Origin of the sequence: Undibacterium sp. (assembly GCF_030683615.1) — a bacterium.
In the GTDB taxonomy this organism is placed as follows: Bacteria; Pseudomonadota; Gammaproteobacteria; order Burkholderiales; family Burkholderiaceae_D; genus Undibacterium; species Undibacterium umbellatum.
The window spans coordinates 1-20,842 of the sequence record NZ_JAUXQE010000002.1 but is presented as its reverse complement, the minus strand read 5'-3'; the positions used below and the strand labels follow the sequence as shown (position 1 = coordinate 20,842).

Below are 20,842 nucleotides of genomic sequence, written 5' to 3'. Positions count from 1 at the left end.
TCCAAAGGAGTACCGTCAGTACCGTAATCAGAGCTTGCGGTCCTGAACTTGACAGGCTGTTTTGCATTGCGCAAAACAGCCTTTTTTTATCCCGTTGCATCTTTAATGCAGAGGCAAAAAAATACGCCACCCGCAGGTGGCGTAAATCTTTGCACTGATGAGCTATCAGCCAGTTTATTTTGCCGCAGGTGCGAATTTATCAGCAGGGACCAGCAACCACAAACGCGCCAAGTCAGCAGAACCATCACGGCCTTGTACTGATTTCAGGGTTTCAACGGCTTTGTCGCGCTTGCCCGCTTTCAGGTACGCCATGCCCAGATGCAGTTTTGCTTCATCCGGGGATTTCAAGCCACCTTTTGCGATACCTTGTTCCAGTAAGGCCAAGCCCTTGTCGTACTGGCCGTTGATCACATAGTTGTAACCAATGTTGACCATACCGATACCAGTCTTGGCATTTTTTGCGGCTGCTTCGCCTGCATCCAGATTCTTGACGTCATCAGCTGCCTGCTTATTGACGCGATCGCGCAATTGCTTGTGTTTGGTGGCTTCCTTGCCGGCACCCAGCAGGTTTGCAGCATAACCTGCATCAATTGCGGTTTTGGCTTCGACTGGCAAGCCTGACAACAAGGCCAGTTCTGCCATATCGACAAACTGAGCGCCATCTTCAAATTTGTCAGTGACGATCAGCAGGCGATAGTAGTCCAGCAGCAAGCGATCAGAAAAACCGGGCTTCTTGGTGACGCGATACAGCAGGTCAGCCCAGAATTCTGGTTTTGGGTAATGTGCCACCATGCGTTCCAGTGCCACTGTATAACCATCCCAGTCTTTCAGTTGTTGATAGCTGCTGGTCAGTAAGCGCAAATTCTCTTCTGTAGACTTGCGCTGAGCTTTCTCATCTTCTGCAACTTGCGCATTCAATACCTTGATGGTATTGGCGTAATCGTTTTCCAGGTAATAGGTGCGGGCGACCAGATTGGTCATGCCTGGATTGCCTGGGTCTTTCGCCAGTTTGCGGTTCGCCCATTCACGTGACTGTGCATACTTCTTTTCATTGAACAAAGTACCGGCAACTGCTTCCATGAAATGCTGTTTTTCGGACTCTTTCAAGAATTCTGTGGCAATCATGGCATCCATTGCCTTGACCATCATGGCAGAGTCATTGGTACTGGAACCAATAACTGCACGTATGCGATTCAGTGCAAAATTTTCAAAAGGAGTTTTTTTCTCCATTGCTTCCAGAACGACCAGCTTTTCCAGTGCCTGTGAAAATTGCTTGGCAGTCACCAACTCCATGACTTCATTGATTGGCTTGCCCATTTCTGCGCGTACAGTTGGCTGCTTTGCAGGATCAGCCGCTTCTTGTGCCAGAGCGGTACTCACAGTCACGGGAGAGAAGCCAGATCCAAGTGCTGCCATCAGCATGGCGGCGAACAGGTAAGAAGTTTTTTTCATGAATGGTCCAGGTAAAAAATGAAAATTGTCGTGTTGATATTAAATATGCAACAGGCGTCAATATGTCAACAACAAATCAACAACACAAAAGAGCAGCATGATTAATGGGGAGCTGGTAATTCTTCCCCATGCCCTGTCCAAGCAAGATAGCCTTGGTCTTTCCGTGCCAGCTTTGTTCACATTGTGGAATCCGGCATTATAGCCGAGCTGGTAACAGCATTACCATTTGCATCCAGTATCCACAACGGTGCTGACTGCCAATGGGATGACAGCCAGCAAACCTATGCCGGAATACGCCTTGAGGCATTCCTTCTTTTCTGCTCTTTTCGTGCCTTCAGCAAGGCGCTTTTCCAGGCTGTCAGCCTGTCGGTGGATGGCCTGTATTTGTTCGATTTCTGTGGGTTTACGCTGTTTTTCTATCGCCAGGGCAGAGCTACGCAAAGCGTCCAGGTCCAGCCCTTGCCTGGCGACTGGTTGTTCACTGAATGTTGGTGGCGCCGGCGGGCTGATCACATCTGCTGTCGCAGGCGGCTGTACTGACATTGCCGTGGTCGTGCGCTGACGCTTGCTCACCGTGTTTGGCAGTGCGCGTTCAGGCTTCACCTGCGGCGGGGCAGTTGGCTGGGTTTCAAGAACTGGCGGTGGCGGCACTATCTGTAAAAATTGCAGATAATGCACCACAGGATTATCACTTGTATGACGTGGAATACCGTTTTGCTGGCGCAATAATTGCCAGAAAAGAATATGAGCAACAATAACCAACAAGATCGCCAAGAGCGGGTGACCTGGTTTGTTAGCTGGCGTCAGTGAAAAGTGCATCTTGGCTTTCCAAAGCGAAATCTCTGGTTCTGACCAATGGGGCTTGTGAAAAGTTCAAGGGCGTTGAGGAAGCTTGCTTGCTCCTTATGCTACCGTTCCTGTACAAGTATCCAGGGCTTGACGACTACGGTCCAGTGCTGCGCGTCCTGTTCCAGCCAGGCCTGGGCTTGTTCATCGCTGACCTTGGCCAGGTAACCTTCTCCAAGCAAGGCAGCAATTTCATCTGCATGATCTTGCGCCATCAGTAAGGCCACCTCCACCAGATCCAGCCCTGGCTGGACCACCAGTACTGCACCGCTGGCAAAGTGGCGCAATAATTCACTCCATGGGTAAGCCGCCGTCTCCAGATTGATCCTGGTGCGCAAAATATCGGTATTGGACATATGAAATTTATTAAAATACATTGAAAGAAATAAAACCGGGTGAAAACTCACCCTAAACACGATTTTAAGTAAAACTTGAAATAAAGTAGAAGAAATAAGCGATAAAACCTATTTTCTTGTTAAAGTCACCATGGGCAAGTAAAACACTGCAATTAAATAGACTTAGCCAACATGGCCCCATTGTGGTGCCAGTGACGAGACAATACTTTAGTCGCGGCTCCAGTGAGAGACGCTGCAAGGCAGTCGGGGTGGTTTTACGCAAGTCTTAATACAAACAGAGGCAGAGTCAGGGAATGAAAACATACAAAGAGACGCTATGACACTGAGACGACAACTCCTGCTTGCCATATCCATTATTTTTTTTGCCGTGTTCCTTGGCTTGCAGACTTTGTCGGTGCTGACCACACGGGATTATCTGCAACAGCAACTGGCCTCGCACGCACAGGATGCCGCCACGGCCTTGTCGCGGCCACTGGAAGAAGCCTTGGTCAAAAACGACCAGACCCTGGCCAATATACAAATCTCCACCCTGTTTGACCGCGGCTATTATAAGAAAATCGTGGTTCTTGATCCAGCCGGCAAAGTTATCATCAATAAGGAGCTGGCTGGCAGCAAAGACAATGTACCGACATGGATGCCCGCGCTGTTTGATTTGCAGACGCCGGCGGGGGAAGCCTTTATCTCATCCGGCTGGCGGCAGCTGGGCAAGGTCATCGTCATCAGTCATCCGGCTTATGCCTATGAATTTCTGTGGCGTTCGATGAAAGAAATGGCCTTATGGATGTTTGCCATGTACCTTGTCGTCCTGGGTTTAACCGTTGTCTTGTTGAGAATCATACTCGGCCCGCTTGAAAAAATTGAAGAAGTCGCCATCGCCATACAGGCCAAGCGTTTTCAACGCATAGAAGTGGTGCCACAAACCCGTGAGCTAAAACGTGTGGTCGTCGCCATGAACCATATGACAGAACGCATCTCCAGCATGCTGGATGCAGAAATCAGCCGGGCCGACAATTTTAGACGTGAAGCCTTCATCGACAAAGTCAGTGGCCTGGAAAACCGCCACGGTTTTGACCTGCGCTTTAATCATTTGCTGTCAGAAGACGGGCGCTTTGAAAGCGCCGTCATTTTTGTTTTCGAATTCGATGGCTTGAAAGAATACAATCGCCACTATGGCTATCAACAGGGCGATGCCTTGCTGGCCGATGTCGCCACTGTGCTGACGGAAGTGGCGAGCAAATACAGCCATATGCTTGGCCGCATAGGTGGCAGTTCCATGGCCCTAGTTTGTATTGATGTCGATCAGGCAGCCATGAATTTGCTGGTAGATGCCCTGCATTACAGATTGAATCAAGTCCTGCTGCGCGCAACCCGGCAAGTCAGCCTGGCGGCGGGTGCCGTGGTGTTTGGTCCGGCACAACAGCGTGGAGATGTTTTTTCCCATGCCGACCTGGCCATAGAAACCATGCGCCAGTCCGGCAATGGACAAATCACGCTTACCCACATGGAAGACAGTGAGGCAGCGATGGCAGGTTCACATGGCTGGCGCACCATGATCAGCGATGCCCTGGCAGAAAACCGCTGGGTCCTGTTTGCCCAGCCTGTCATGCGCCTGCAATTGCGTCAGCTGGTGCATCATGAAGTATTCTCGCGCCTGCTTGATAACCAGGGCAATCTGGTGCCTGCCAATCAATTCCTGCCCATGGCCTTGCGCCATCAGTTGATGCCAGAGATAGACCAGGCCGTGGTCACTCTCATCCTGGACCTGTTGCAAAAAAATCGTGGCAGCTACAAAAGTATCGCCGTCAATGTTTCGCTGCAATCCATGGAAAGCAAGGAATTCTGTGAATGGCTAATGGCACGCCTGAAATACTCCCCAGAACTGGCAGCCCGCTTGTCAGTAGAGATCAGCGAATCTGCCTGCGCCAAGGACCATGCCGTGACCAGGAAATTTTTCAACACCTTGCGTACTGCCGGTGTACGCTTTGGCGTCGATCATTTTGGTCTGGACCCACATGCCCTGAACTTCATCCGCGAAGTGCCGCCGGACTACATCAAGCTTGATGGCGGTCTGGTGCAAGAAGTGGCTGAGAACGAAAACAGCCACGCCCATTTACGCGCCATCGTCAAATTCGCGCAATCCCTGGGCATATCCCTGGTGGCACAAAATGTAGAGACAGAAGCCAGCCTGCAATTATTGATAGCCGACCAGATAGAATGCGGGCAGGGCTTCTATTTTGGCGCGCCCGAAAAAGTCATCATGGCTGCGGTAGAGTGAGGCATAAAAGGGCTTACGGAAAATTGTTCCAGCAAGGCTATCGCTTCGGGAAACCACCCTTGCAAGGGTGGTTCGCTACGTCGGCAGACAACATCTTGTCCGAAACCCCGACTACGCCGTAGCGACGAAGACAGTACTTTAGTACCGAATCTTGTTAAATACAGAAGCTGCAACGCAACTGGAGCAATTTTCCGTAAGCCCGTCACATGCGTTTTTCCTTGGCTATCTTCTCTATCAAATCCTTCCACAAACGCACTGTTGATGCCCCGCCCTTGCGGGTATTGCCGCTGGCCAGCCATAAGTCATCATCGTTAAAACTGTAGACAGGCACCAGATCAGTCCGGGCTGAGGCGGGCTGTATGTCATCTTCCAGATTGTCCATGATCCACGGCTCTGCCGCCGGGCTGGGATAATACGCCAGCACCATATGGGTTTCACCTATGCGCGTTGCCCTGACATAAGTGATGCGCAAACGCTCGGCTGGTATGCCCAGGTCCTTCAGCGTCATGTACTTGGCCACGGCATAGTCTTCGCAATCAGCGCCCCATGAAGCAATCATTTCTACAGGCGTAGCCCAATAGTCGTTGACACCCCAGTGTTCCTGATCTGTCAGATACGGCACACGATTATAAAAGTCATTCACTTGCCGCAGCACTGCCATTTCATATTGGCCATCGCTAGAGCGCGCAACATTCCTGGCAAAGTCCTTGCCAGCGGCGGCCTTGATCTTGTTGATGGCAACCTGCATTTGCGCCAGGCGGCGTGGCCCCTCCACACCAAAGCGCTTGCCCACGGACTCAATCAAGCCCGGCGAAAAATCCACCAGGCCAGATACCACCACCGGGCTGATAAAGCCCAGCAGCACAAACAGACTGGCAGCGAATTTGGCCGTGCGACTGCGCATGAGTGGTTGATCTGGTAAGCATGAACAAGAGCAACAGTGTAGCGGTTTATGCTGCACAGATAGACGCATTTTTGCTTTTAAAAATTGTCAGATGAAAATTGCTAAAATGCATGCACTTAGCCAGATTAGAGGAAAACCAATGTCAAAAAGTCAAAGCAACTGGATAGATTTGCGCAGTGACACCGTCACCCGTCCCAGCCCGGCCATGCGTGCCGCCATGCAGGCTGCCGACCTGGGTGATGATGTCTATGGCGATGACCCCAGCGTCAACCGCCTGCAAGACTATGCTGCCGACTTGTTTGGCTACGAGGCCGCCCTGTTTGCCCCCTCCGGGACACAAAGCAATTTGCTGGCCCTGCTCAGCCATTGCGGGCGCGGCGATGAATATATTGCCGGGCAAGAGGCCCATACCTATAAATACGAAGGCGGTGGTGCCGCCGTGCTCGGCAGCATACAGCCGCAGCCCTTGCAAAACCAGGCCGATGGCACGATAGCACTGGAAGACATTGCCGCCGCCATCAAGCCCGATGATTTTCATTTTGCCCGCAGCCGTTTGCTGGCGCTGGAAAACACCATAGGCGGCAAAGTCCTGCCGATGGAATACACACAGGCCGCCACCAGCCTGGCCCATCAGCGTGGCCTGGCCACCCACCTGGATGGCGCGCGTATCTGCAATGCCATCGTCAAACTCGGCATCAGCCCCAGAGAGGCGGTCAGGGGTTTTGACAGCGTCTCGGTGTGCCTGTCCAAAGGACTGGGCGCGCCAGTCGGGTCCGTACTCTGTGGCGACAAGTCACTCATCGCGCAAGCAAGACGCTGGCGCAAGATGCTCGGTGGTGGCATGCGTCAGGCCGGGGGCCTGGCTGCCGCAGCCCAGTATGCGCTTGAACATAACGTGGCACGGCTGGCAGAAGACCATGCCCATGCCGAACGCCTGGCGCATGGCCTGCGACAAATCGCGGCGCTTACCGTACAAACGCCGCAAACCAATATCGTCTATGCCGACATGCCTGCCGCAGCTTGCGCTGGCCTTGACGGTTTGCTGCGCGAGCACGGCATTCTGGCCAGGGTGACACCCCATATGCGCATGGTCACCCATCTGGATGTCAGCGCTGCAGACATCGACAAAGTGCTCACAGTGTTCAAGACATTCTTCAATGCCTGGAATGCGCCGACCAGCGAGGGCGCAGCATAAGCTGCTCACTCCCCTGCATGCATCATGGGGTTGTACAAAACGATGCGCCCTATGTGCAGGCAGGTCTGGTCATCACTGAGCCTGGCGTTGTCTATGTAGGGCAATTGGTTCAGGTCTTGCCCCAGCTGACTTTGCGGATAGGTGAGCCTGGCAATGACATTGAACAGACTCAGGCATTGATGCAGATGCCGACTATGCTCATGCCGGGCTGGCAGCAATTTTTCCAGGCAAAATCCCAGCATGTTTTTCTCAAGCGCCTGCCCGGTTTTTTGTTTTGCATTCATCGGGAAAATGACACTATCCTTGTTGCTGCAATTGGTAATCGTTTGCAGCCAACTGTGATTGGCGGCATCATAGACAATGCGGCAGCTCAGTATGTCGCCAGGAGCGACTGCCATATACGGGCCACCAAAGCAGGTTTGCTCTGCCTGTAGTTTTCCACCCGCATGAACATATTGCCCGCACACCCACCAACCCCCTTGCGCAAACGGGTGTTCAGAAACTTCATCGGTGACCTCATGGGGCGGACAATAACAAAGCACCGCCTGCAAACCGCCACCTTGTAATTCAGCGCCATGCGCCTGGCCAGGCAGAAGGCAAGGCCAGAGATAAGCATGGGCTTGTGTGCTGCTCAAAAAAGGCACCTGCATATGCGCCTGTATGCTGACCCAATGATTGCCCGGCGCGGCGGTGATGCTAAAACGGCTGCCCGGTGCAGCAGGTTTTTCAAAACTGTCTGCCCCGGCTTCTGCCACCAGAACAGGCGTGCCAGAAAAAAACACCACATCACCCGCATGCAAGACCTGGTGACGGCACATGATGGCGTAATGTTTGACATAAAAGAAAAAAGTGATACGGTCATCCGCCGCTGCAAAAGACTTGGCTTCTGCCAGCGTCATGCAAGTCTTGCGACAAATTTCCAGTTCCCAGTTGGCATCACCATGCACAGCCATGCCCATGATCCTTTGCCATTGCAGTCCAGGTTCTTCTGGCGCAAATGCAAGCAGAGGATCTTCTTCATGCGGAACGAGCAGCGTTTGTTCTTTCATCATAGGTGATCCTGAATTCTCATGGCTCTGGGTTGTGTGTGCTGCTGTGTGCTGTAATGTGTGTGGTGTGCAGTTATATGCCGTTATTACGATCGTCACCCTTACGGCGCTGGTAGTTTGCTGCCCTGGCCAGCCTGGCCGGGTCCAGTCGCCTGTCTGTCTTGCGCCTGTCAAAACCATTTCTGGCCATACCATACAAAGTACGAAAAGTATCCAGTGCTGCCGCCTCTTCTGCCTCAGTCGGTATGCGTTCGCCAAACAGATTGGCTTGCAATCTCAGCATGGGTGGCAGGCAATCCTGGTACAAATCAAAGTCACCAACCGGGTCAAGCTTCAATAACATGTCTGCAGTCGTGTATGGCTGTGCGGGCTTCATAGATAACTCCTGAAATACGGTTGGCATGCTTCAGTGCTCCAGATATTTAAAAGGCAGCGCGCTGCATCATCCCCATTTCCAGCAAGTCTTGCGCAGTCTTGCCAGGCTTGAGTACCAGTTTGCGTGCAGGTTTTTCTTTGACCACGTCCACAGCCACTACCGCAGCCGCCTCTACTGCAACTTCTGCCGCAGCTTCAGGCTGCGTTTCCTGCTTCAGGCTTACTGTGGTAGACCAGGGTGTGTCTTTTGAGGCCCAGGTCGTGGCCCACAAGGCATACGGCACTTCCAGCACCGATGGTGCAGGCTCTGGCAAAGGGCGCAGGCGCATATGGGTAGAAGTGTGGACAGCGGCAAACCAGGCTGCCTGTGGGTCTTGCTGGCGCGGGGTAGGAATTTTAGCGATGGTACTGATACGGACACGGCCAAGGGACAACCTGGCACTCTCTACATTCTTTTGTATCAGCACCGCGCGGGTTTCATGGTAATACACGTCATCTGTCAGCAAACGCATGGCAATATTGCGCGCCAGCCTGGCTTTCAGGGCCATTTTGCTGAGCAGCATGAACAGCAGCAGATTAAGTACAACAAGCAAGATTTCAGTGGTAGGCATGATGATCTCCTTCAGATGGCAAGCAGGTTCACTTGCGCTATGCGTGTCTATTTGCAAAGCCCGTGCCAGCACCGCTTCCCTAGGGAGAGAAGGTTTTTTCGACCACAATTGACATGTAAAGCATACAAATTTACATTGGCGCTTTACACTGTCGCTTACATTCAAGTACCAGCTTCGCAGCAATCATAATGACCGATACCGACTACACCCTGACCTCACCCCTGGCCAAGCTGGCCGACAATGCCTCGGCCCTGCTGGGCCTGACCATCATCTGGCATCCAGACAGCCAGCGCATAGGTGAACAGTTCATGGTCAGCAACCCTGATGGCCAGGTTGAGATCAATCGCTTCTTGCCGCTGTTCCGTCACCCCGGCAAAGACGGCCTGCCGCTGGGCTATGGCGGCATCTCGCGTGACCCCGTACGTATCAGCCGCGATGGGTATGACAACATCCTCATCACCCCACCCGCCAGCCGCATGGTGGTCGAGGTCAATGGGGAGGAGATCAATGCACCTGTAGCCTTAAGCCGTGAACAACTGGAAGCAGGCGTCATCCTCGGCCTGGGCCGCGCCATCATCATCTGCCTGCACTGGATGCGCTGCCTGCCCAAGCACAATCCCGCGCTGGGCTTTATCGGTGTGGGCAGCGCCGCCATCGTCGCCCGCGACCAGATACGCCAGGTCGCTGGGACCGAGCTGCCCGTCTTGTTATTGGGTGAAACCGGCACAGGCAAAGAAATCGCTGCCCGCGCCATCCACGCCTATAGCAAGCGAGCCAATGCAGAGCTGGTCAGTGTCAACATGGCCGCCCTGAACGAAGCCCTGGCCGCTGCCGATTTGTTTGGTGCCGTCAAAGGCGCCTACACAGGCGCACAAAACGCCCGCAAAGGTCTGTTTGCCGAGGCAGAGGGTGCAACCCTCTTCCTCGATGAAATAGGCAACACCCCAGCCAGCATACAACCCATGCTGCTGCGTGTGCTTGAAAGCGGCGACTACCGCCCGCTCGGCGCCCAGCAAGACCAAAAATCCAGCGCCCGCCTGATCGCCGCGACCGACCAGGACTTATACAGTGAAGGCTTCAACCAGGCCCTGCTGCGCCGCCTCGAAAGCTTCATCATCCACCTGCCACCATTGCGCACCCGCCGTGAAGATATAGGTGTCTTGCTGCTGAACCTGCTCAGCAATAGCAAACTGCCCAATGAAATAGGCACCAGCCTGCCAGTGGTACTGGTCAGCGAATTTGCCAATTACGATTGGCCCGGCAATATCCGCCAGTTGTCCCACGTCCTGCGCCGCGCCCTGCTGGCCCTGCAACTCGGTGAGGTACCACAACTCGCCAGCCTGGTCAAAACCACCCACCATGCCCCATCCAGCGTGGCACAGGCCAGCATCAGCACAGACAGTAAAATCACGCAGCCAGCTACACCACGCAAAAAACTCAATGAACTCAGTGATGAAGACGTCCTGCGCGCGATGGAAAACAACGACTGGTATATACAGGGAGCCGCACAAGAACTCGGCGTCTCGCGCCCCTCGATGTACAAGCTGCTCGACAACCACAGCCAGATACGCCGTGCCGAACAGATACCTACAGAAGAAATTCGCCAGTCACTGGAAACCAGTGCTGGCGATGTAGAGGCTTGTGCTGCTTTATTGAAAACGCCTAGTGAGGCGTTGAGGCGGTATTTGAAGGTGGTGGGGGTTAGTTAACCAATCGACTGGAAGTTTTAGCCTCCTGTTTCAACGTCCACTTCGGGATCAGGTAGGTAGAAAAACTCTGAACTTACAACGGTGCCATTCGCATCAGTGAAGTCCGCTGTAAATGAGATAGTAAACCCCCAGAAGCCAAGGCTGTCCTCATTCATCGTCATTGTTACACCATCAACTGGGCACGCAGTTTTTGCACTTCCGACTGCAGCTTTTCCATTTTCTAGTTCCGCTTTGCAAATCGCGATGAATGCACTTGCGGTTACTGTTACGGTATTGGATGGATTGGTAGCTGTACCTTTGAAATTAAAGGTCACGGTATCGCCGACATTGAGGATACTTTTACCATTGAGCGAACTTTTTGGAGGTTCTGGTGTGAATTTCCCGGTAGCTGAAACAGTAGCCCGACTTTGTGGATCACCTTGGTTAAAAAATGTTGTGAATGTATAGTTGACTGGCTCACTCATATTCAAGCTCTCAATTGATTGGATTAAACAAATAAGCATGTACTGACGATATTCATGCTTCCCACTTCAATAATCAACTAAGTATCAGATTAAAGAAGTCTTTACTGCTTCCATAGGCCAGCAAAAACTGTTCCAGTTTATTTTGACTGGCCGTTGGATATTTTTGGATAACGAGGATCTCGCCTTAAACTTAGTAAGTCAGGTTCTGACTCTATAGCTTTGAGTGAATATCCATTTTCGATTGCCTTGGCAATTTCAGCAATTGCCTCATCCCTTTGACCAAGCAATTCGTAAGTCAAACCAGCACGGAAATGTACATTGGCATCTTTGGGCGCTAGCTTGAGAGCGTGTTGTATGTATTCATTTGCTTTTTCTTTGTCACCCATACGCGCTGAATACAGGCCATAGCGAGAGACAAGTGCGCTATCATTTGGAGATGTTTGCAGACGAGGAGCAAGCAGTTCGCGCGCTTTTTCATAAGCTTTTTTTGCCTCGCTTTCCCGCCCAGGTATCCAAAGCAAACTGTCACCAAGATTGGCCCAGCCCAAGTATTTGGCTGGATTTCCCTTGTTTGGAGTTACTGCAAGTTCAAAAGCATCGGCAGCACCAACATAATCGCCTTTCTTGAAAAGTACCATTCCAACATTTGAATACAGTAATGCACTCGGCTTGACAAGTAGACCTTGTTGCAACACCTGCAACCCTTCATTGTCTCGATTTTGCTTAACCAAAGCGTTGTTTAAATTTGCATAGGCAAATATTGAGTCGGGCTGTATTTTTATACTTAATCTAAAGAATTTTTCGGCCTCAGAGTATTTTCCTTGCTCAAAATATGAGACACCTAGTTCTTCTGCAAACATTCTTTCTTGAGGAAATTTTTCCAGTCCAGCAGTTGCTTGTTTTATTGCCTCTTCATATTGCTTCATTTTCCGTAATGATGTTACACGGCCATATGAAGCAAAGATATTGTCAGGATCAAAAGTCAGCGCTTTCTCAAAAGCGTGTAACGACTTTTCATATTTACCTGCTTGTAGATCAACTCTGGCAACAGCGATATGGCTGAGAGCTAACTTATCATTTAATTTCAATGCTTGTTGTGCGCTGGCATTTGCTTTTTGGAGCAAAACTTCATCTTGCTTGTCACTTTCATAAAGCATTATGTACATAATCGATAGCCCAGCTACAGCTGCCGCATTCTCAGGATTACGCTTCAAGATCGCTTCAAAACTTTTGGCGGCAACTTCATAATTGCCAGGTCTCTCAAATTGGCGCAATGCCTCCAGCCCCTGTTTCATAGCCAATGATTCTGAAAACGGCTTCAACGACATCTTGTCCATCTCAAGATAAGGCGCAGCCTGCCAAGCACCATAACCCAGTGCAACAATAATGGCGCTGGCGATGGCAAAGCGTTTTGGCTTACTCAGCGTTTTCCAGCCATTGCCTGAATTGCCGTCTGCATTACCGACACTAGTAACTGCCGCAAGCACCGGCACACTCACCAACCCACGCAATTGTTCATGCACCTGCTGCATGCTGTTCAAACGTTTCTCAGTCTGCCGTGCCGTCATCGCCAGCACCAGCTTGATCAGTTCTGGCTTGCATCCTGCTGGAAATTCCCAGGTGTCTGAATTCGATTGCATCAGGGCGGCGGCCAGGGCCAGGCCGCTGGCGTTGGCGAAGGGGCGTTGGCCGGTCAGGGTTTCGTAGAGGATGACGCCGAGGGCGTAGATGTCGCTTTGGGCGCTGGCCGGGCTGCCCATCATGCGTTCCGGTGCCATGTAGGCTATGGTGCCTTGCGGGTCCAGCTGGCTCATGGATGTGGTCGCTTGCGCATCGGTTTGTGATGCGAGGCCAAAGTCGAGTATGCGCACTTTGCCGTCGGGTTCGACCATGAGGTTGGATGGTTTCAGGTCGCCATGGATGAGGCCGCTGGCGTGTGCTTCCTGCATGGCTTCGGCGACCTGGTTGACGATGTTGATGGCTTGCTGTTCTGGCAGCGGTTGCTGTGGGTGTTGTTGCAGCAATTGCTTGAGGGTCAGGCCGGGCACCAGTTCCATGACGATGGAATGGCTACTGTCTTCATCTTCAATGGCAAAGATCTTGACGAAGGCGGGGTGCTTGAGAGATGCGGCCAGGCGTGCTTCCTTGAGCAGGCTGCTAGTTGGGGTTGCGCTGGCGGCACCCTCTATTGCTTTGAGCTGTTTGATGGCGACAGGGCGACAGAGTTTGCTGTCCCAGGCTTCATGGACTTGCCCAAAGCCGCCTTCACCCAGACGTTTTTTAAACTCGTAGTGTCTGAGCTTGATGCTTACTTCTTCTTTTTCCGTATTGTCGTTGCTGGCCAGATTGGATTTTTGCATTGGTTTCTTGCATGGTTATTATTTTTAATACCGCAATTGTTAACATGCAGCTATCTATCCATGCGAGATAGTTGCTAGTCGTAACAAGTTGTAACGGCAATAATATAGCGAACTTTATTACAAAACTGTGTAAGCACAGTGACAAGCAAAGCTATTTTATATGTAAATGACATGTTAATTGACAGTAATTTACATGTAAAAAAGCAAGCTTCCAATTTCGCCGCTGCATGTTGATGGTATATCGATAATATATTGGCGCTTGGCCTTGCCCTGTTCTTTGGGGCGAGCTTGCTGTGCAGCCTTGGCTAATGACAGCCTATTGGTTGCGCCAGTGGCGAATGTGGGAAGGCGAGTGCTTAGTCCGGTTTGCTGATGCTGACCTGGCCTTTGAGCATTTCTATCAATTCTGCTTCAAAGCTGGCAGCCAGTTTTTGTTTGATGCTGATGCTGATGGTGGTGGATTCTGTATAGGCCAGCTCGGTGACGCTGGCGGCAAACTTGTCGCACAGGCGGCGTACATGGGATTCATCAGCATAGGCGCAGACTATATCCCAGGTCACCATGTATTCCACCTCTATCAGGTCGGCGACCTTGAAGGCATCTGAAATAGCCTGGCCATAGGCGCGCGTCAGGCCGCCAGCACCGAGCTTGGTGCCACCCCAGTAGCGCACAACCACGGCCAGCACATTGGTCACGTCCTTGTGTACCAGCACGTTGTACATGGGTTTGGCGGCGGTGCCGGAAGGTTCGCCATCATCATCCAGGCCAGAGTCGCCAGTGCAGATCAGCGCCCAGCAGACGTGTACGGCATCAGGGTGCTGGGCGCGTATGCTGGCCAGTTGCTGGCGTGCTTCGGCGCGGCTGTTGAGTGGGTAGAGCTGGCCCAGGAAACGGCTTTTCTTGATTTCGATTTCGGCAAAAGCGGGGGCGGCGAGCTGGTACATGGGGTGCTGGATGGGGCAAAACCGCTATTTTGGCGGCTAATTGGGTCTGGGTATACATAAACTGTATTGCTCGTATTCTGAGCATAGTCTTGATGTCTGATGTATATCAAGCAGTGCCATCCACATGCGCCGTATCTTTAACGTTTGTTTTTACCGGAGCAAGTACCATGTCTTCCACCCCAGATACGGCTTTGAAGCAGGCAGCCAGCCGCGCTCTGCGCCTGATGGATTTGACCAGCCTGAATGAGGATGACAGCAGGGAAAAGATCACGGCCTTGTGTAATGCTGCCAGCAGTGAGCAAGGGCAGGTGGCGGCGCTGTGCATTTACCCGCGCTTTATTCCGCATGCAAAAAAGATACTGCTTGAATTTGGTACGCCAGCCATCAAAGTGGCGACGGTGGTAAATTTTCCGTATGGCGAGGCAGACGTAGAGGTCGCTGTGGCCGAGACCAGGGCAGCCATTGCCTACGGTGCAGATGAGGTTGATCTGGTTTTCCCCTATGCCGCATTGATGGCGGGTGACACCAGCACCGGGGCAGAGATGGTTAGGGCTTGCAAGACAGCTTGCGGCGACAAGCTCTTGAAGGTGATCATAGAAAGTGGCGAGCTAAAGACCGATGCCTTTATCCGCGCCGCCAGCTTGATAGCAATCACGGCAGGTGCAGACTTTATCAAGACTTCTACTGGCAAGGTGGCAGTCAATGCCACGCTGGCAGCGGCAGAAACTATGCTGATCGTGATCAAGGAAACCGGTAGTCATTGTGGCTTCAAGGCCGCAGGTGGTGTCAGGACGGCGGAAGAAGCAGCTGCCTATCTGGCGCTGGCGGATAACATCCTGGGACAGGATTGGGTGAGTCCTGCGCATTTTCGTTTTGGTGCTTCAAGCCTCTTGAGTAATTTGCAGGCTTGCCTGCACGACGTACCGGCACAGATCAAGGCAGGATACTGAGATGCTGCTGGCGCAAGAGCTGATACGTAAAAAGCGTGCAGGCCAGGCACTGGAGCAGGCTGAGATACAGTTGCTAGTCGCTGGCATGGTCGATGGCAGCATATCAGATGCGCAGCTAGGGGCATTTTGCATGGCAACCTGCTTTCAGGGGATGACGGCGGCAGAGGGGGCTGCACTGACGCTGGCCATGCGTGACTCTGGCACGGTCTTGCGCTGGGATGATCTGGATTTGCCTGGGCCGGTCGTGGACAAGCATTCTACGGGTGGGGTGGGTGACCTGGTGTCGCTGGTGCTGGCCCCGATGGTGGTGGCTTGCGGCGGTTTTGTCCCCATGATCAGTGGCCGTGGCCTTGGTCATACTGGCGGTACGCAAGACAAGCTGGAAGCCATACCTGGTTATTGCACAACGCCGGATCTGGCGCACTTTCGCCGTGTGGTCAGGGATTGCGGTATGGCCATCATCGGCCAGACTGCTGATCTGGCCCCGGCAGACAAACGACTGTATGCGATACGCGACGTGACAGCTACGGTGGATAGCCTGCCTTTGATTACGGCATCCATCCTGTCTAAAAAATTTGCCGCCGGGCTGGATGCGCTGGTCATGGATATCAAATGTGGCAATGGCGCGCAGACACCAGAGCTGGTGCAGGCGCAGGCATTGGCAAAAAACATCATAGACACTGCCAATGCAGCGGGCATGGCTTGCTCAGCCCTGATTACCGACATGAGCCAGCCGCTGGCACCCAGCGTAGGCAATGCGCTGGAAATACGCGAGGCGCTGGCGTATCTGCGCACCGATACTTGCCCGCAGCGCCTGCACCAGACCGTGTTGGCGCTGGGGACAGAGATGCTGTTACTGGCGGGCCTGGCTGCCAATACTCTGGAGGCGCAGGTGCGCTTGCTGGATGCTCTGCACAGCGGCAAGGCGGCACAGGTGTTTGAGCGGTCTTGTGCGGCGCTGGGTGGCCCGCTTGATCTGCTCGCCAAAATTGACGACTACTTGCCTGGCGCGGCCTTGCAACAAGCAGTCTTTGCGCCCGCTGGCTTCTATCTGAACAAGATGGATACCCGCGCCATTGGTTTGCTGGCCTTGCAATTGAGTACCACAGCCCAGGGGCAACGGGATACCAGCACAGGCTTGAGCCAATTGGCGGAACTGGGCCAACTCATGGAGGGCGACACTCCACTGGCCATCATCCATGCCGCTGATGCAGATAGTCTGGCTATTGCCAGCAAGAGCCTGCTGGCAGCATGCACATTTGGCGAAGTAGCCGCGCCACGACCACAACAATTACGGCAAAGCATGCGCGGTGGCTTGCGCCCAACTGCGCCAGCCCTCACGACAGAAACAGTATGACTACTCCCCATATCAATGCCGCCCCCGGTGAATTTGCTGACACCGTCCTCATGCCGGGCGACCCCTTGCGCGCCAAGATGATCGCTGAACACTGGCTCAGCGATGTCCAACTGGTGAACACCGTACGCAATATGCTGGGCTACACTGGCTGGTATCGTGGGCGGAAGATATCTGTGCTGGCGCATGGCATGGGTATACCTTCGATCAGCATATATGCGACAGAATTGATACGCGAATATGGCGTGAAAAAACTCATCAGGCTGGGTTCTTGCGGCGCTTTGCGGGACGACCTGCAACTGGGGGATGTGATCATCGCCATGGGGGCCAGCACCGACAGCAAGGTCAACCGCATGCGTTTCATGGATCATGATTTTGCAGCGATTGCCGACTATGCCTTGCTGGCAAAAGCGGTGGACACGGCCAACAGTTTGCGCAAGCCTGTCAGGGTAGGCAATGTGTTTTCTGCCGACCTGTTTTATAGCGTGCAGCCGCAACTTTTCGACATCATGGAAAAAATGCAGATACTGGCGGTGGAAATGGAACTGGCAGGCTTATATTCAGTGGCAGCCGAACATGGCGTGCAGGCACTGGGTTTGCTGACGGTGGCCGACCATCTGCGCAGCGGGGCCAGCATGACGGCTGAACAAAGGCAAAACAGCTTTGGCGATATGGTGGAAATCGCGCTGGAAAGCTGTTGTGGAGGTATTGATTGCCGCTCTAAAATTACTGGATAACGAAGTTTTCAAAGAAGACATCGGTCACGCCATCGCGCTCTTTCAGCTCCAGCGTCTTGTTGACGCCGCTCTTGATCTCTTCCATCAACTGATGTTTGCCATCCAGGCTTTGCAATTGTTCACTGTCCTTGCTACTCAATAACAGGATCAGGGTATGCCTGACCTTGGGCATGAACATTTTTATCTTGTCGTTGACTTCTGCGCTGGCAATTTGCAGCGCCATGCTGAGTTGCAGGTAGCGCTCTGTACTGGAAAGATTAACCACAAAAGCTTCCAGTTTGGCAGTCGGTGCACCTGCGCTGGCTGAAGCACTGGCAGCTTTGTTTTCAGGAGCCGCCAGGAGCAATCCTGATTGCAGACTCAGAGCCAGGCAAAGCAGAACAGGGGAAAAATGTTTTTTCAGTATCATATTTTGCCTTTTGCTCATGTTTACTCAAGAAAAACCTATATTTTTCAGAAGCTTATCGCATAGCAACAAAACACACTGTTAAACAAATTTACAACGGCATGCCTGGTATTCTGCATTCACCCGTGAAACGACACAGGTGAATGCCTTGAACGCCAGGCAGGGGGGCTTACACAGTCAAAGGCTTGTAACGGATACGCTTGGGCTTGGCACCTTCTTCGCCCAGACGTTTTTTCTTGTCGGCTTCATATTCCTGATAGTTGCCGTCAAAGAAACTGACTTGTGAGTTGCCTTCGAACGCCAGGATGTGGGTGGCGATACGGTCAAGGAACCAGCGGTCATGGGAAATGACCATGACGCTGCCGGCAAATTCCAGCAAGGCATCTTCCAGCGCACGCAGGGTTTCCACGTCCAGATCATTGGATGGTTCATCCAGCAGCAGGACATTGCCGCCTTGCAGCAGAGTCTTTGCCAGATGCAAACGGCCACGCTCACCACCAGAGAGGTTGCCAACGATCTTTTGCTGGTCACCGCCCTTGAAGTTGAAGCGACCCAGATAAGCGCGGGAAGGCATTTCAAAACGGCCTACTGTCAAAATGTCGGCACCGTTTGCCACATCTTCAAATACCGTCTTGGTGTTGCCCAGGTCTTCACGTGACTGGTCAACCAGAGAAATCTTTGCAGTCTGGCCCAGCACTACTTCGCCGCTGTCCGGTGTTTCCAGACCCTTGATCATCTTGAACAAGGTCGATTTACCGGCACCGTTAGGGCCGATGATGCCGACAATCGCGCCAGGCGGGATCTTGAAGCTCAGGTTGTCGATGAGCAGGCGGTCACCAAAGGCTTTGCTGACGTTTTTGAATTCGATAACTTCATTACCCAGACGTTCGGCCACAGGGATGAAAATCTCCTGGGTTTCATTGCGCTTCTGGTATTCATGCTCGCTCATCTCATTGAAGCGGGCCAGACGCGCCTTGCTCTTGGCCTGACGTGCTTTCGGATTCTGGCGTGACCATTCCAGTTCTTTTTGCAGGGCTTTCTGGCGGGCGGATTCTGTGGCTTCTTCTTGCTTCAAACGGGCTTGCTTCTGATCCAGCCAGGAAGAGTAATTGCCTTTCCATGGAATACCATGGCCACGATCCAACTCCAAAATCCATTCAGCCGCATTGTCGAGGAAGTAACGATCATGGGTAATCGCCACGACGGTGCCAGGAAAGCGCAGCAGGAATTGTTCCAGCCAATCAACAGATTCAGCATCCAGATGGTTGGTTGGTTCATCAAGCAAGAGCATATCAGGCTTGGACAGCAGCAATTTGCACAGGGCGACGCGGCGTTTTTCACCACCGGACAAGACGCCTATCTTGGCATCCCATGGTGGCAGGCGCAACGCATCGGCAGCCATTTCCAGTTGCAGTTCTACATTGTCGCCAGAGGAGGTGGAGATAATCGCTTCCAGACGTGCCTGTTCATTCGCCAGCGCATCAAAGTCAGCATTTTCTTCAGCATAGGCGGCATACACTTCTTCCAGTTTGGCCTTGGCTGCAAACACTTCACCCAGCGCAGATTCAACCGCCTGACGCACAGTTTGTTCCGGGTCGAGTTGCGGTTCTTGCGGCAGGTAACCGATGTTCAGGTTAGGCATGGGCACGGCTTCGCCCTGTATGTCCTTGTCTAAGCCTGCCATGATTTTCAGCAGGGAAGACTTGCCTGAACCATTCACACCCAGCACGCCAATCTTGGCACCAGGGAAGAAGGACAGGGAAATATCTTTCAGAATTTGACGCTTCGGTGGGACGATTTTGCCGACGCGATTCATGGTGTAGACGTAATTGGCCATTTTTCTTGAATTTTCATAGGGAATAAGAATGTTTGCAAGGATACCTCAAGCCAGCACGGGACGGAATATTTCACCTGAAAATCTGAGGTATACGGCAAAGTTCAGACATTGCCATAGCGCATGTAGCGAGTTGGAATGCGTGCAATTTCAATGACAAGAACGCATATTTGGTGCCCTGCACCAAAGTTGATGTAGCTCAAGACCCTGCTACTAGTGTGGATTTACACTTTCTTCATCACTGTTGACTGATGAGAAAAGGAAATGAAAATGAAAAAGCTTGTAATCGCACTCTCCCTGGCCGCTATTGGTTTCACAGCAACCCAGGCAATGGCTCAAGAACAGAGCCCATGGCAAGTGCGCGCCCGTGTCGTCAATATCAGTACTGCAAATGGCTCTGATCCTGTGGGTGGCGCTGGTGCCGCTGACCGTATTACAGTCGATAACAAGGTAATTCCTGAAGTGGATATTACTTACTTCTTCACGCCTAACTGGTCGGCAGAATTGATTTTGACTTACCCTCAAAAACATGATGTCAAACTTGATGGCGCCGTTATTGGCAGCTTCAAACATTTGCCACCAACCTTGACTGCGCAATACCATTTTGCACCTGGTTCCCAAGTCAGTCCTTATATTGGCGCTGGTCTTAACTACACCCGCATTTCAGATGTGAACCTGCTCAAAGGTGCAGGCGGTCTGGAAAGCAGCAGTTTTGGTCTGGCGATACAGGCTGGCGTCGATTTCAAACTCGACAAAAACTGGTCTTTGAATCTGGATGTCAAAAAAGTACAGATTCGTAGCGATGTCACTATCTCTGGCGCTAAAGTCAGTGCAGTCAAGGTTGATCCTTGGCTGGTAGGTGTAGGCGTAGGCTATCGCTTCTAAGAGGCTGTTCGAGATCTTATTGTAAACAAAAGGAATATTGCGTAAACTTAGGTGATGAGAAAAGCCTACCCAAGCGACATCAGTAGAGAACAGTTTGCGAAGATAGAAGATATTCTGCTGAGCGCACGCAAGAAAA

At 52.3% G+C, this 20,842-nt stretch carries 19 protein-coding genes and 1 pseudogene; 8 read left to right on the top strand and 12 right to left on the bottom strand.

What is annotated here, in order from left to right; translation table 11 throughout:
* Positions 1-174: 174 nt before the first annotated feature.
* The 3 genes from Q8K39_RS00350 to Q8K39_RS00340 all read right to left on the bottom strand — a co-directional run bounded on the left by Q8K39_RS00350 (position 175) and on the right by Q8K39_RS00340 (position 2,654).
* Positions 175-1,452, bottom strand: a complete 1,278-nt coding sequence (locus tag Q8K39_RS00350; protein WP_305257832.1) for a lipopolysaccharide assembly protein LapB — start codon at positions 1,450-1,452, stop codon at positions 175-177.
* A gap of 219 nt (positions 1,453-1,671) precedes the next feature.
* The gene (locus Q8K39_RS00345; RefSeq protein ID WP_305257831.1) at positions 1,672-2,271 is read right to left on the bottom strand and encodes a hypothetical protein; all 600 of its coding nucleotides are present in this window, start codon (positions 2,269-2,271) and stop codon (positions 1,672-1,674) included.
* Between the two features lie 89 nt (positions 2,272-2,360).
* A complete protein-coding gene (locus tag Q8K39_RS00340) occupies positions 2,361-2,654 on the bottom strand; it encodes a DUF2288 domain-containing protein (protein ID WP_186953860.1) in 294 nt (97 codons plus the stop codon).
* Between the two features lie 316 nt (positions 2,655-2,970).
* Between Q8K39_RS00340 and Q8K39_RS00335 the strand changes: the two genes are divergently transcribed.
* The gene (locus Q8K39_RS00335; protein WP_305257830.1) at positions 2,971-4,929 is read left to right on the top strand and encodes an EAL domain-containing protein; all 1,959 of its coding nucleotides are present in this window, start codon (positions 2,971-2,973) and stop codon (positions 4,927-4,929) included.
* A 202-nt stretch (positions 4,930-5,131) separates the two neighbouring features.
* Here Q8K39_RS00335 and Q8K39_RS00330 read toward each other — a convergent pair whose 3' ends face one another.
* Positions 5,132-5,833: a transglutaminase-like cysteine peptidase gene (locus tag Q8K39_RS00330; protein WP_305257829.1), complete on the bottom strand. Its 702-nt coding sequence runs from the start codon at positions 5,831-5,833 to the stop codon at positions 5,132-5,134.
* Positions 5,834-5,972: 139 nt separating this feature from the next.
* Here Q8K39_RS00330 and ltaE point away from each other — a divergent pair, with 139 nt between their 5' ends.
* Positions 5,973-7,028, top strand: a complete 1,056-nt coding sequence (gene ltaE / locus Q8K39_RS00325) for a low-specificity L-threonine aldolase (RefSeq protein ID WP_305257828.1) — start codon at positions 5,973-5,975, stop codon at positions 7,026-7,028.
* A gap of 5 nt (positions 7,029-7,033) precedes the next feature.
* Here the strand turns inward: ltaE and Q8K39_RS00320 are convergent, their stop codons facing one another.
* From Q8K39_RS00320 to Q8K39_RS00310, 3 genes are all read right to left on the bottom strand, one after another.
* The gene (locus Q8K39_RS00320) at positions 7,034-8,080 is read right to left on the bottom strand and encodes a hypothetical protein (protein ID WP_305257827.1); all 1,047 of its coding nucleotides are present in this window, start codon (positions 8,078-8,080) and stop codon (positions 7,034-7,036) included.
* Between the two features lie 70 nt (positions 8,081-8,150).
* Complete coding sequence (locus tag Q8K39_RS00315) at positions 8,151-8,453, bottom strand: hypothetical protein (RefSeq protein ID WP_186953865.1); 303 nt, start codon at positions 8,451-8,453, stop codon at positions 8,151-8,153.
* Positions 8,454-8,499: 46 nt separating this feature from the next.
* On the bottom strand, positions 8,500-9,063 hold the full coding sequence (locus tag Q8K39_RS00310) for a hypothetical protein (RefSeq protein ID WP_305257826.1): 564 nt from the start codon (positions 9,061-9,063) through the stop codon (positions 8,500-8,502).
* Between the two features lie 188 nt (positions 9,064-9,251).
* Here Q8K39_RS00310 and Q8K39_RS00305 point away from each other — a divergent pair, with 188 nt between their 5' ends.
* Entirely contained in the window at positions 9,252-10,772 is a 1,521-nt protein-coding gene (locus tag Q8K39_RS00305; RefSeq protein WP_305257825.1) for a sigma-54 dependent transcriptional regulator, read from the top strand.
* A 17-nt stretch (positions 10,773-10,789) separates the two neighbouring features.
* Here the strand turns inward: Q8K39_RS00305 and Q8K39_RS00300 are convergent, their stop codons facing one another.
* From Q8K39_RS00300 to Q8K39_RS00290, 3 genes are all read right to left on the bottom strand, one after another.
* Complete coding sequence (locus Q8K39_RS00300) at positions 10,790-11,236, bottom strand: hypothetical protein (RefSeq protein WP_305257824.1); 447 nt, start codon at positions 11,234-11,236, stop codon at positions 10,790-10,792.
* A gap of 137 nt (positions 11,237-11,373) precedes the next feature.
* Positions 11,374-13,596: a serine/threonine-protein kinase gene (locus tag Q8K39_RS00295; protein WP_305257823.1), complete on the bottom strand. Its 2,223-nt coding sequence runs from the start codon at positions 13,594-13,596 to the stop codon at positions 11,374-11,376.
* Positions 13,597-13,952: 356 nt separating this feature from the next.
* Positions 13,953-14,540: a YigZ family protein gene (locus Q8K39_RS00290; RefSeq protein WP_305257822.1), complete on the bottom strand. Its 588-nt coding sequence runs from the start codon at positions 14,538-14,540 to the stop codon at positions 13,953-13,955.
* Between the two features lie 167 nt (positions 14,541-14,707).
* On the opposite strand from Q8K39_RS00290, the gene deoC reads away from it, so the two are divergent.
* Genes deoC through deoD form a run of 3 tightly spaced genes read left to right on the top strand, consistent with a single transcriptional unit; the run spans position 14,708 to position 17,581 of the window.
* Complete coding sequence (deoC, locus tag Q8K39_RS00285; protein WP_305257821.1) at positions 14,708-15,490, top strand: deoxyribose-phosphate aldolase; 783 nt, start codon at positions 14,708-14,710, stop codon at positions 15,488-15,490.
* Position 15,491: 1 nt separating this feature from the next.
* Entirely contained in the window at positions 15,492-16,847 is a 1,356-nt protein-coding gene (locus Q8K39_RS00280; protein WP_305257820.1) for a thymidine phosphorylase, read from the top strand.
* On the top strand, positions 16,844-17,581 hold the full coding sequence (gene deoD, locus Q8K39_RS00275) for a purine-nucleoside phosphorylase (protein WP_305257819.1): 738 nt from the start codon (positions 16,844-16,846) through the stop codon (positions 17,579-17,581). The genes Q8K39_RS00280 and deoD overlap by 4 nt, the downstream gene beginning before the upstream one ends.
* On the opposite strand, the gene fliL is transcribed toward deoD, so the two are convergent.
* A complete protein-coding gene (gene fliL / locus Q8K39_RS00270) occupies positions 17,571-18,008 on the bottom strand; it encodes a flagellar basal body-associated protein FliL (protein ID WP_186953874.1) in 438 nt (145 codons plus the stop codon). The two genes, deoD and fliL, sit on opposite strands and share 11 nt — an antisense overlap.
* A gap of 148 nt (positions 18,009-18,156) precedes the next feature.
* Positions 18,157-19,824 carry an energy-dependent translational throttle protein EttA gene (gene ettA, locus Q8K39_RS00265; RefSeq protein ID WP_186953875.1) on the bottom strand — a complete coding sequence of 556 codons (1,668 nt, stop codon included), beginning with the start codon at positions 19,822-19,824 and terminating at the stop codon, positions 18,157-18,159.
* A gap of 267 nt (positions 19,825-20,091) precedes the next feature.
* On the opposite strand from ettA, the gene Q8K39_RS00260 reads away from it, so the two are divergent.
* Together Q8K39_RS00260 and Q8K39_RS00255 are read left to right on the top strand one after the other, a co-directional pair.
* On the top strand, positions 20,092-20,706 hold the full coding sequence (locus Q8K39_RS00260) for an OmpW family protein (RefSeq protein ID WP_305257818.1): 615 nt from the start codon (positions 20,092-20,094) through the stop codon (positions 20,704-20,706).
* Between the two features lie 54 nt (positions 20,707-20,760).
* Positions 20,761-20,842 (top strand): annotated as a pseudogene (locus tag Q8K39_RS00255) (IS5/IS1182 family transposase); the annotation flags it as partial.

Excerpts from the sequence above, each read along its gene's own strand:
- Q8K39_RS00350 (WP_305257832.1), bottom strand. The coding sequence starts at position 1,452 with ATGAAAAAAACTTCTTACCTGTTCGCCGCCATGCTGATGGCAGCACTT.
- Q8K39_RS00345 (WP_305257831.1), bottom strand. The coding sequence starts at position 2,271 with ATGCACTTTTCACTGACGCCAGCTAACAAACCAGGTCACCCGCTCTTG.
- Q8K39_RS00340 (WP_186953860.1), bottom strand. The coding sequence starts at position 2,654 with ATGTCCAATACCGATATTTTGCGCACCAGGATCAATCTGGAGACGGCG.
- Q8K39_RS00335 (WP_305257830.1), top strand. The coding sequence starts at position 2,971 with ATGACACTGAGACGACAACTCCTGCTTGCCATATCCATTATTTTTTTT.
- Q8K39_RS00330 (WP_305257829.1), bottom strand. The coding sequence starts at position 5,833 with ATGCGCAGTCGCACGGCCAAATTCGCTGCCAGTCTGTTTGTGCTGCTG.
- ltaE (WP_305257828.1), top strand. The coding sequence starts at position 5,973 with ATGTCAAAAAGTCAAAGCAACTGGATAGATTTGCGCAGTGACACCGTC.
- Q8K39_RS00320 (WP_305257827.1), bottom strand. The coding sequence starts at position 8,080 with ATGATGAAAGAACAAACGCTGCTCGTTCCGCATGAAGAAGATCCTCTG.
- Q8K39_RS00315 (WP_186953865.1), bottom strand. The coding sequence starts at position 8,453 with ATGAAGCCCGCACAGCCATACACGACTGCAGACATGTTATTGAAGCTT.
- Q8K39_RS00310 (WP_305257826.1), bottom strand. The coding sequence starts at position 9,063 with ATGCCTACCACTGAAATCTTGCTTGTTGTACTTAATCTGCTGCTGTTC.
- Q8K39_RS00305 (WP_305257825.1), top strand. The coding sequence starts at position 9,252 with ATGACCGATACCGACTACACCCTGACCTCACCCCTGGCCAAGCTGGCC.
- Q8K39_RS00300 (WP_305257824.1), bottom strand. The coding sequence starts at position 11,236 with ATGAGTGAGCCAGTCAACTATACATTCACAACATTTTTTAACCAAGGT.
- Q8K39_RS00295 (WP_305257823.1), bottom strand. The coding sequence starts at position 13,596 with ATGCAAAAATCCAATCTGGCCAGCAACGACAATACGGAAAAAGAAGAA.
- Q8K39_RS00290 (WP_305257822.1), bottom strand. The coding sequence starts at position 14,540 with ATGTACCAGCTCGCCGCCCCCGCTTTTGCCGAAATCGAAATCAAGAAA.
- deoC (WP_305257821.1), top strand. The coding sequence starts at position 14,708 with ATGTCTTCCACCCCAGATACGGCTTTGAAGCAGGCAGCCAGCCGCGCT.
- Q8K39_RS00280 (WP_305257820.1), top strand. The coding sequence starts at position 15,492 with ATGCTGCTGGCGCAAGAGCTGATACGTAAAAAGCGTGCAGGCCAGGCA.
- deoD (WP_305257819.1), top strand. The coding sequence starts at position 16,844 with ATGACTACTCCCCATATCAATGCCGCCCCCGGTGAATTTGCTGACACC.
- fliL (WP_186953874.1), bottom strand. The coding sequence starts at position 18,008 with ATGAGCAAAAGGCAAAATATGATACTGAAAAAACATTTTTCCCCTGTT.
- ettA (WP_186953875.1), bottom strand. The coding sequence starts at position 19,824 with ATGGCCAATTACGTCTACACCATGAATCGCGTCGGCAAAATCGTCCCA.
- Q8K39_RS00260 (WP_305257818.1), top strand. The coding sequence starts at position 20,092 with ATGAAAAAGCTTGTAATCGCACTCTCCCTGGCCGCTATTGGTTTCACA.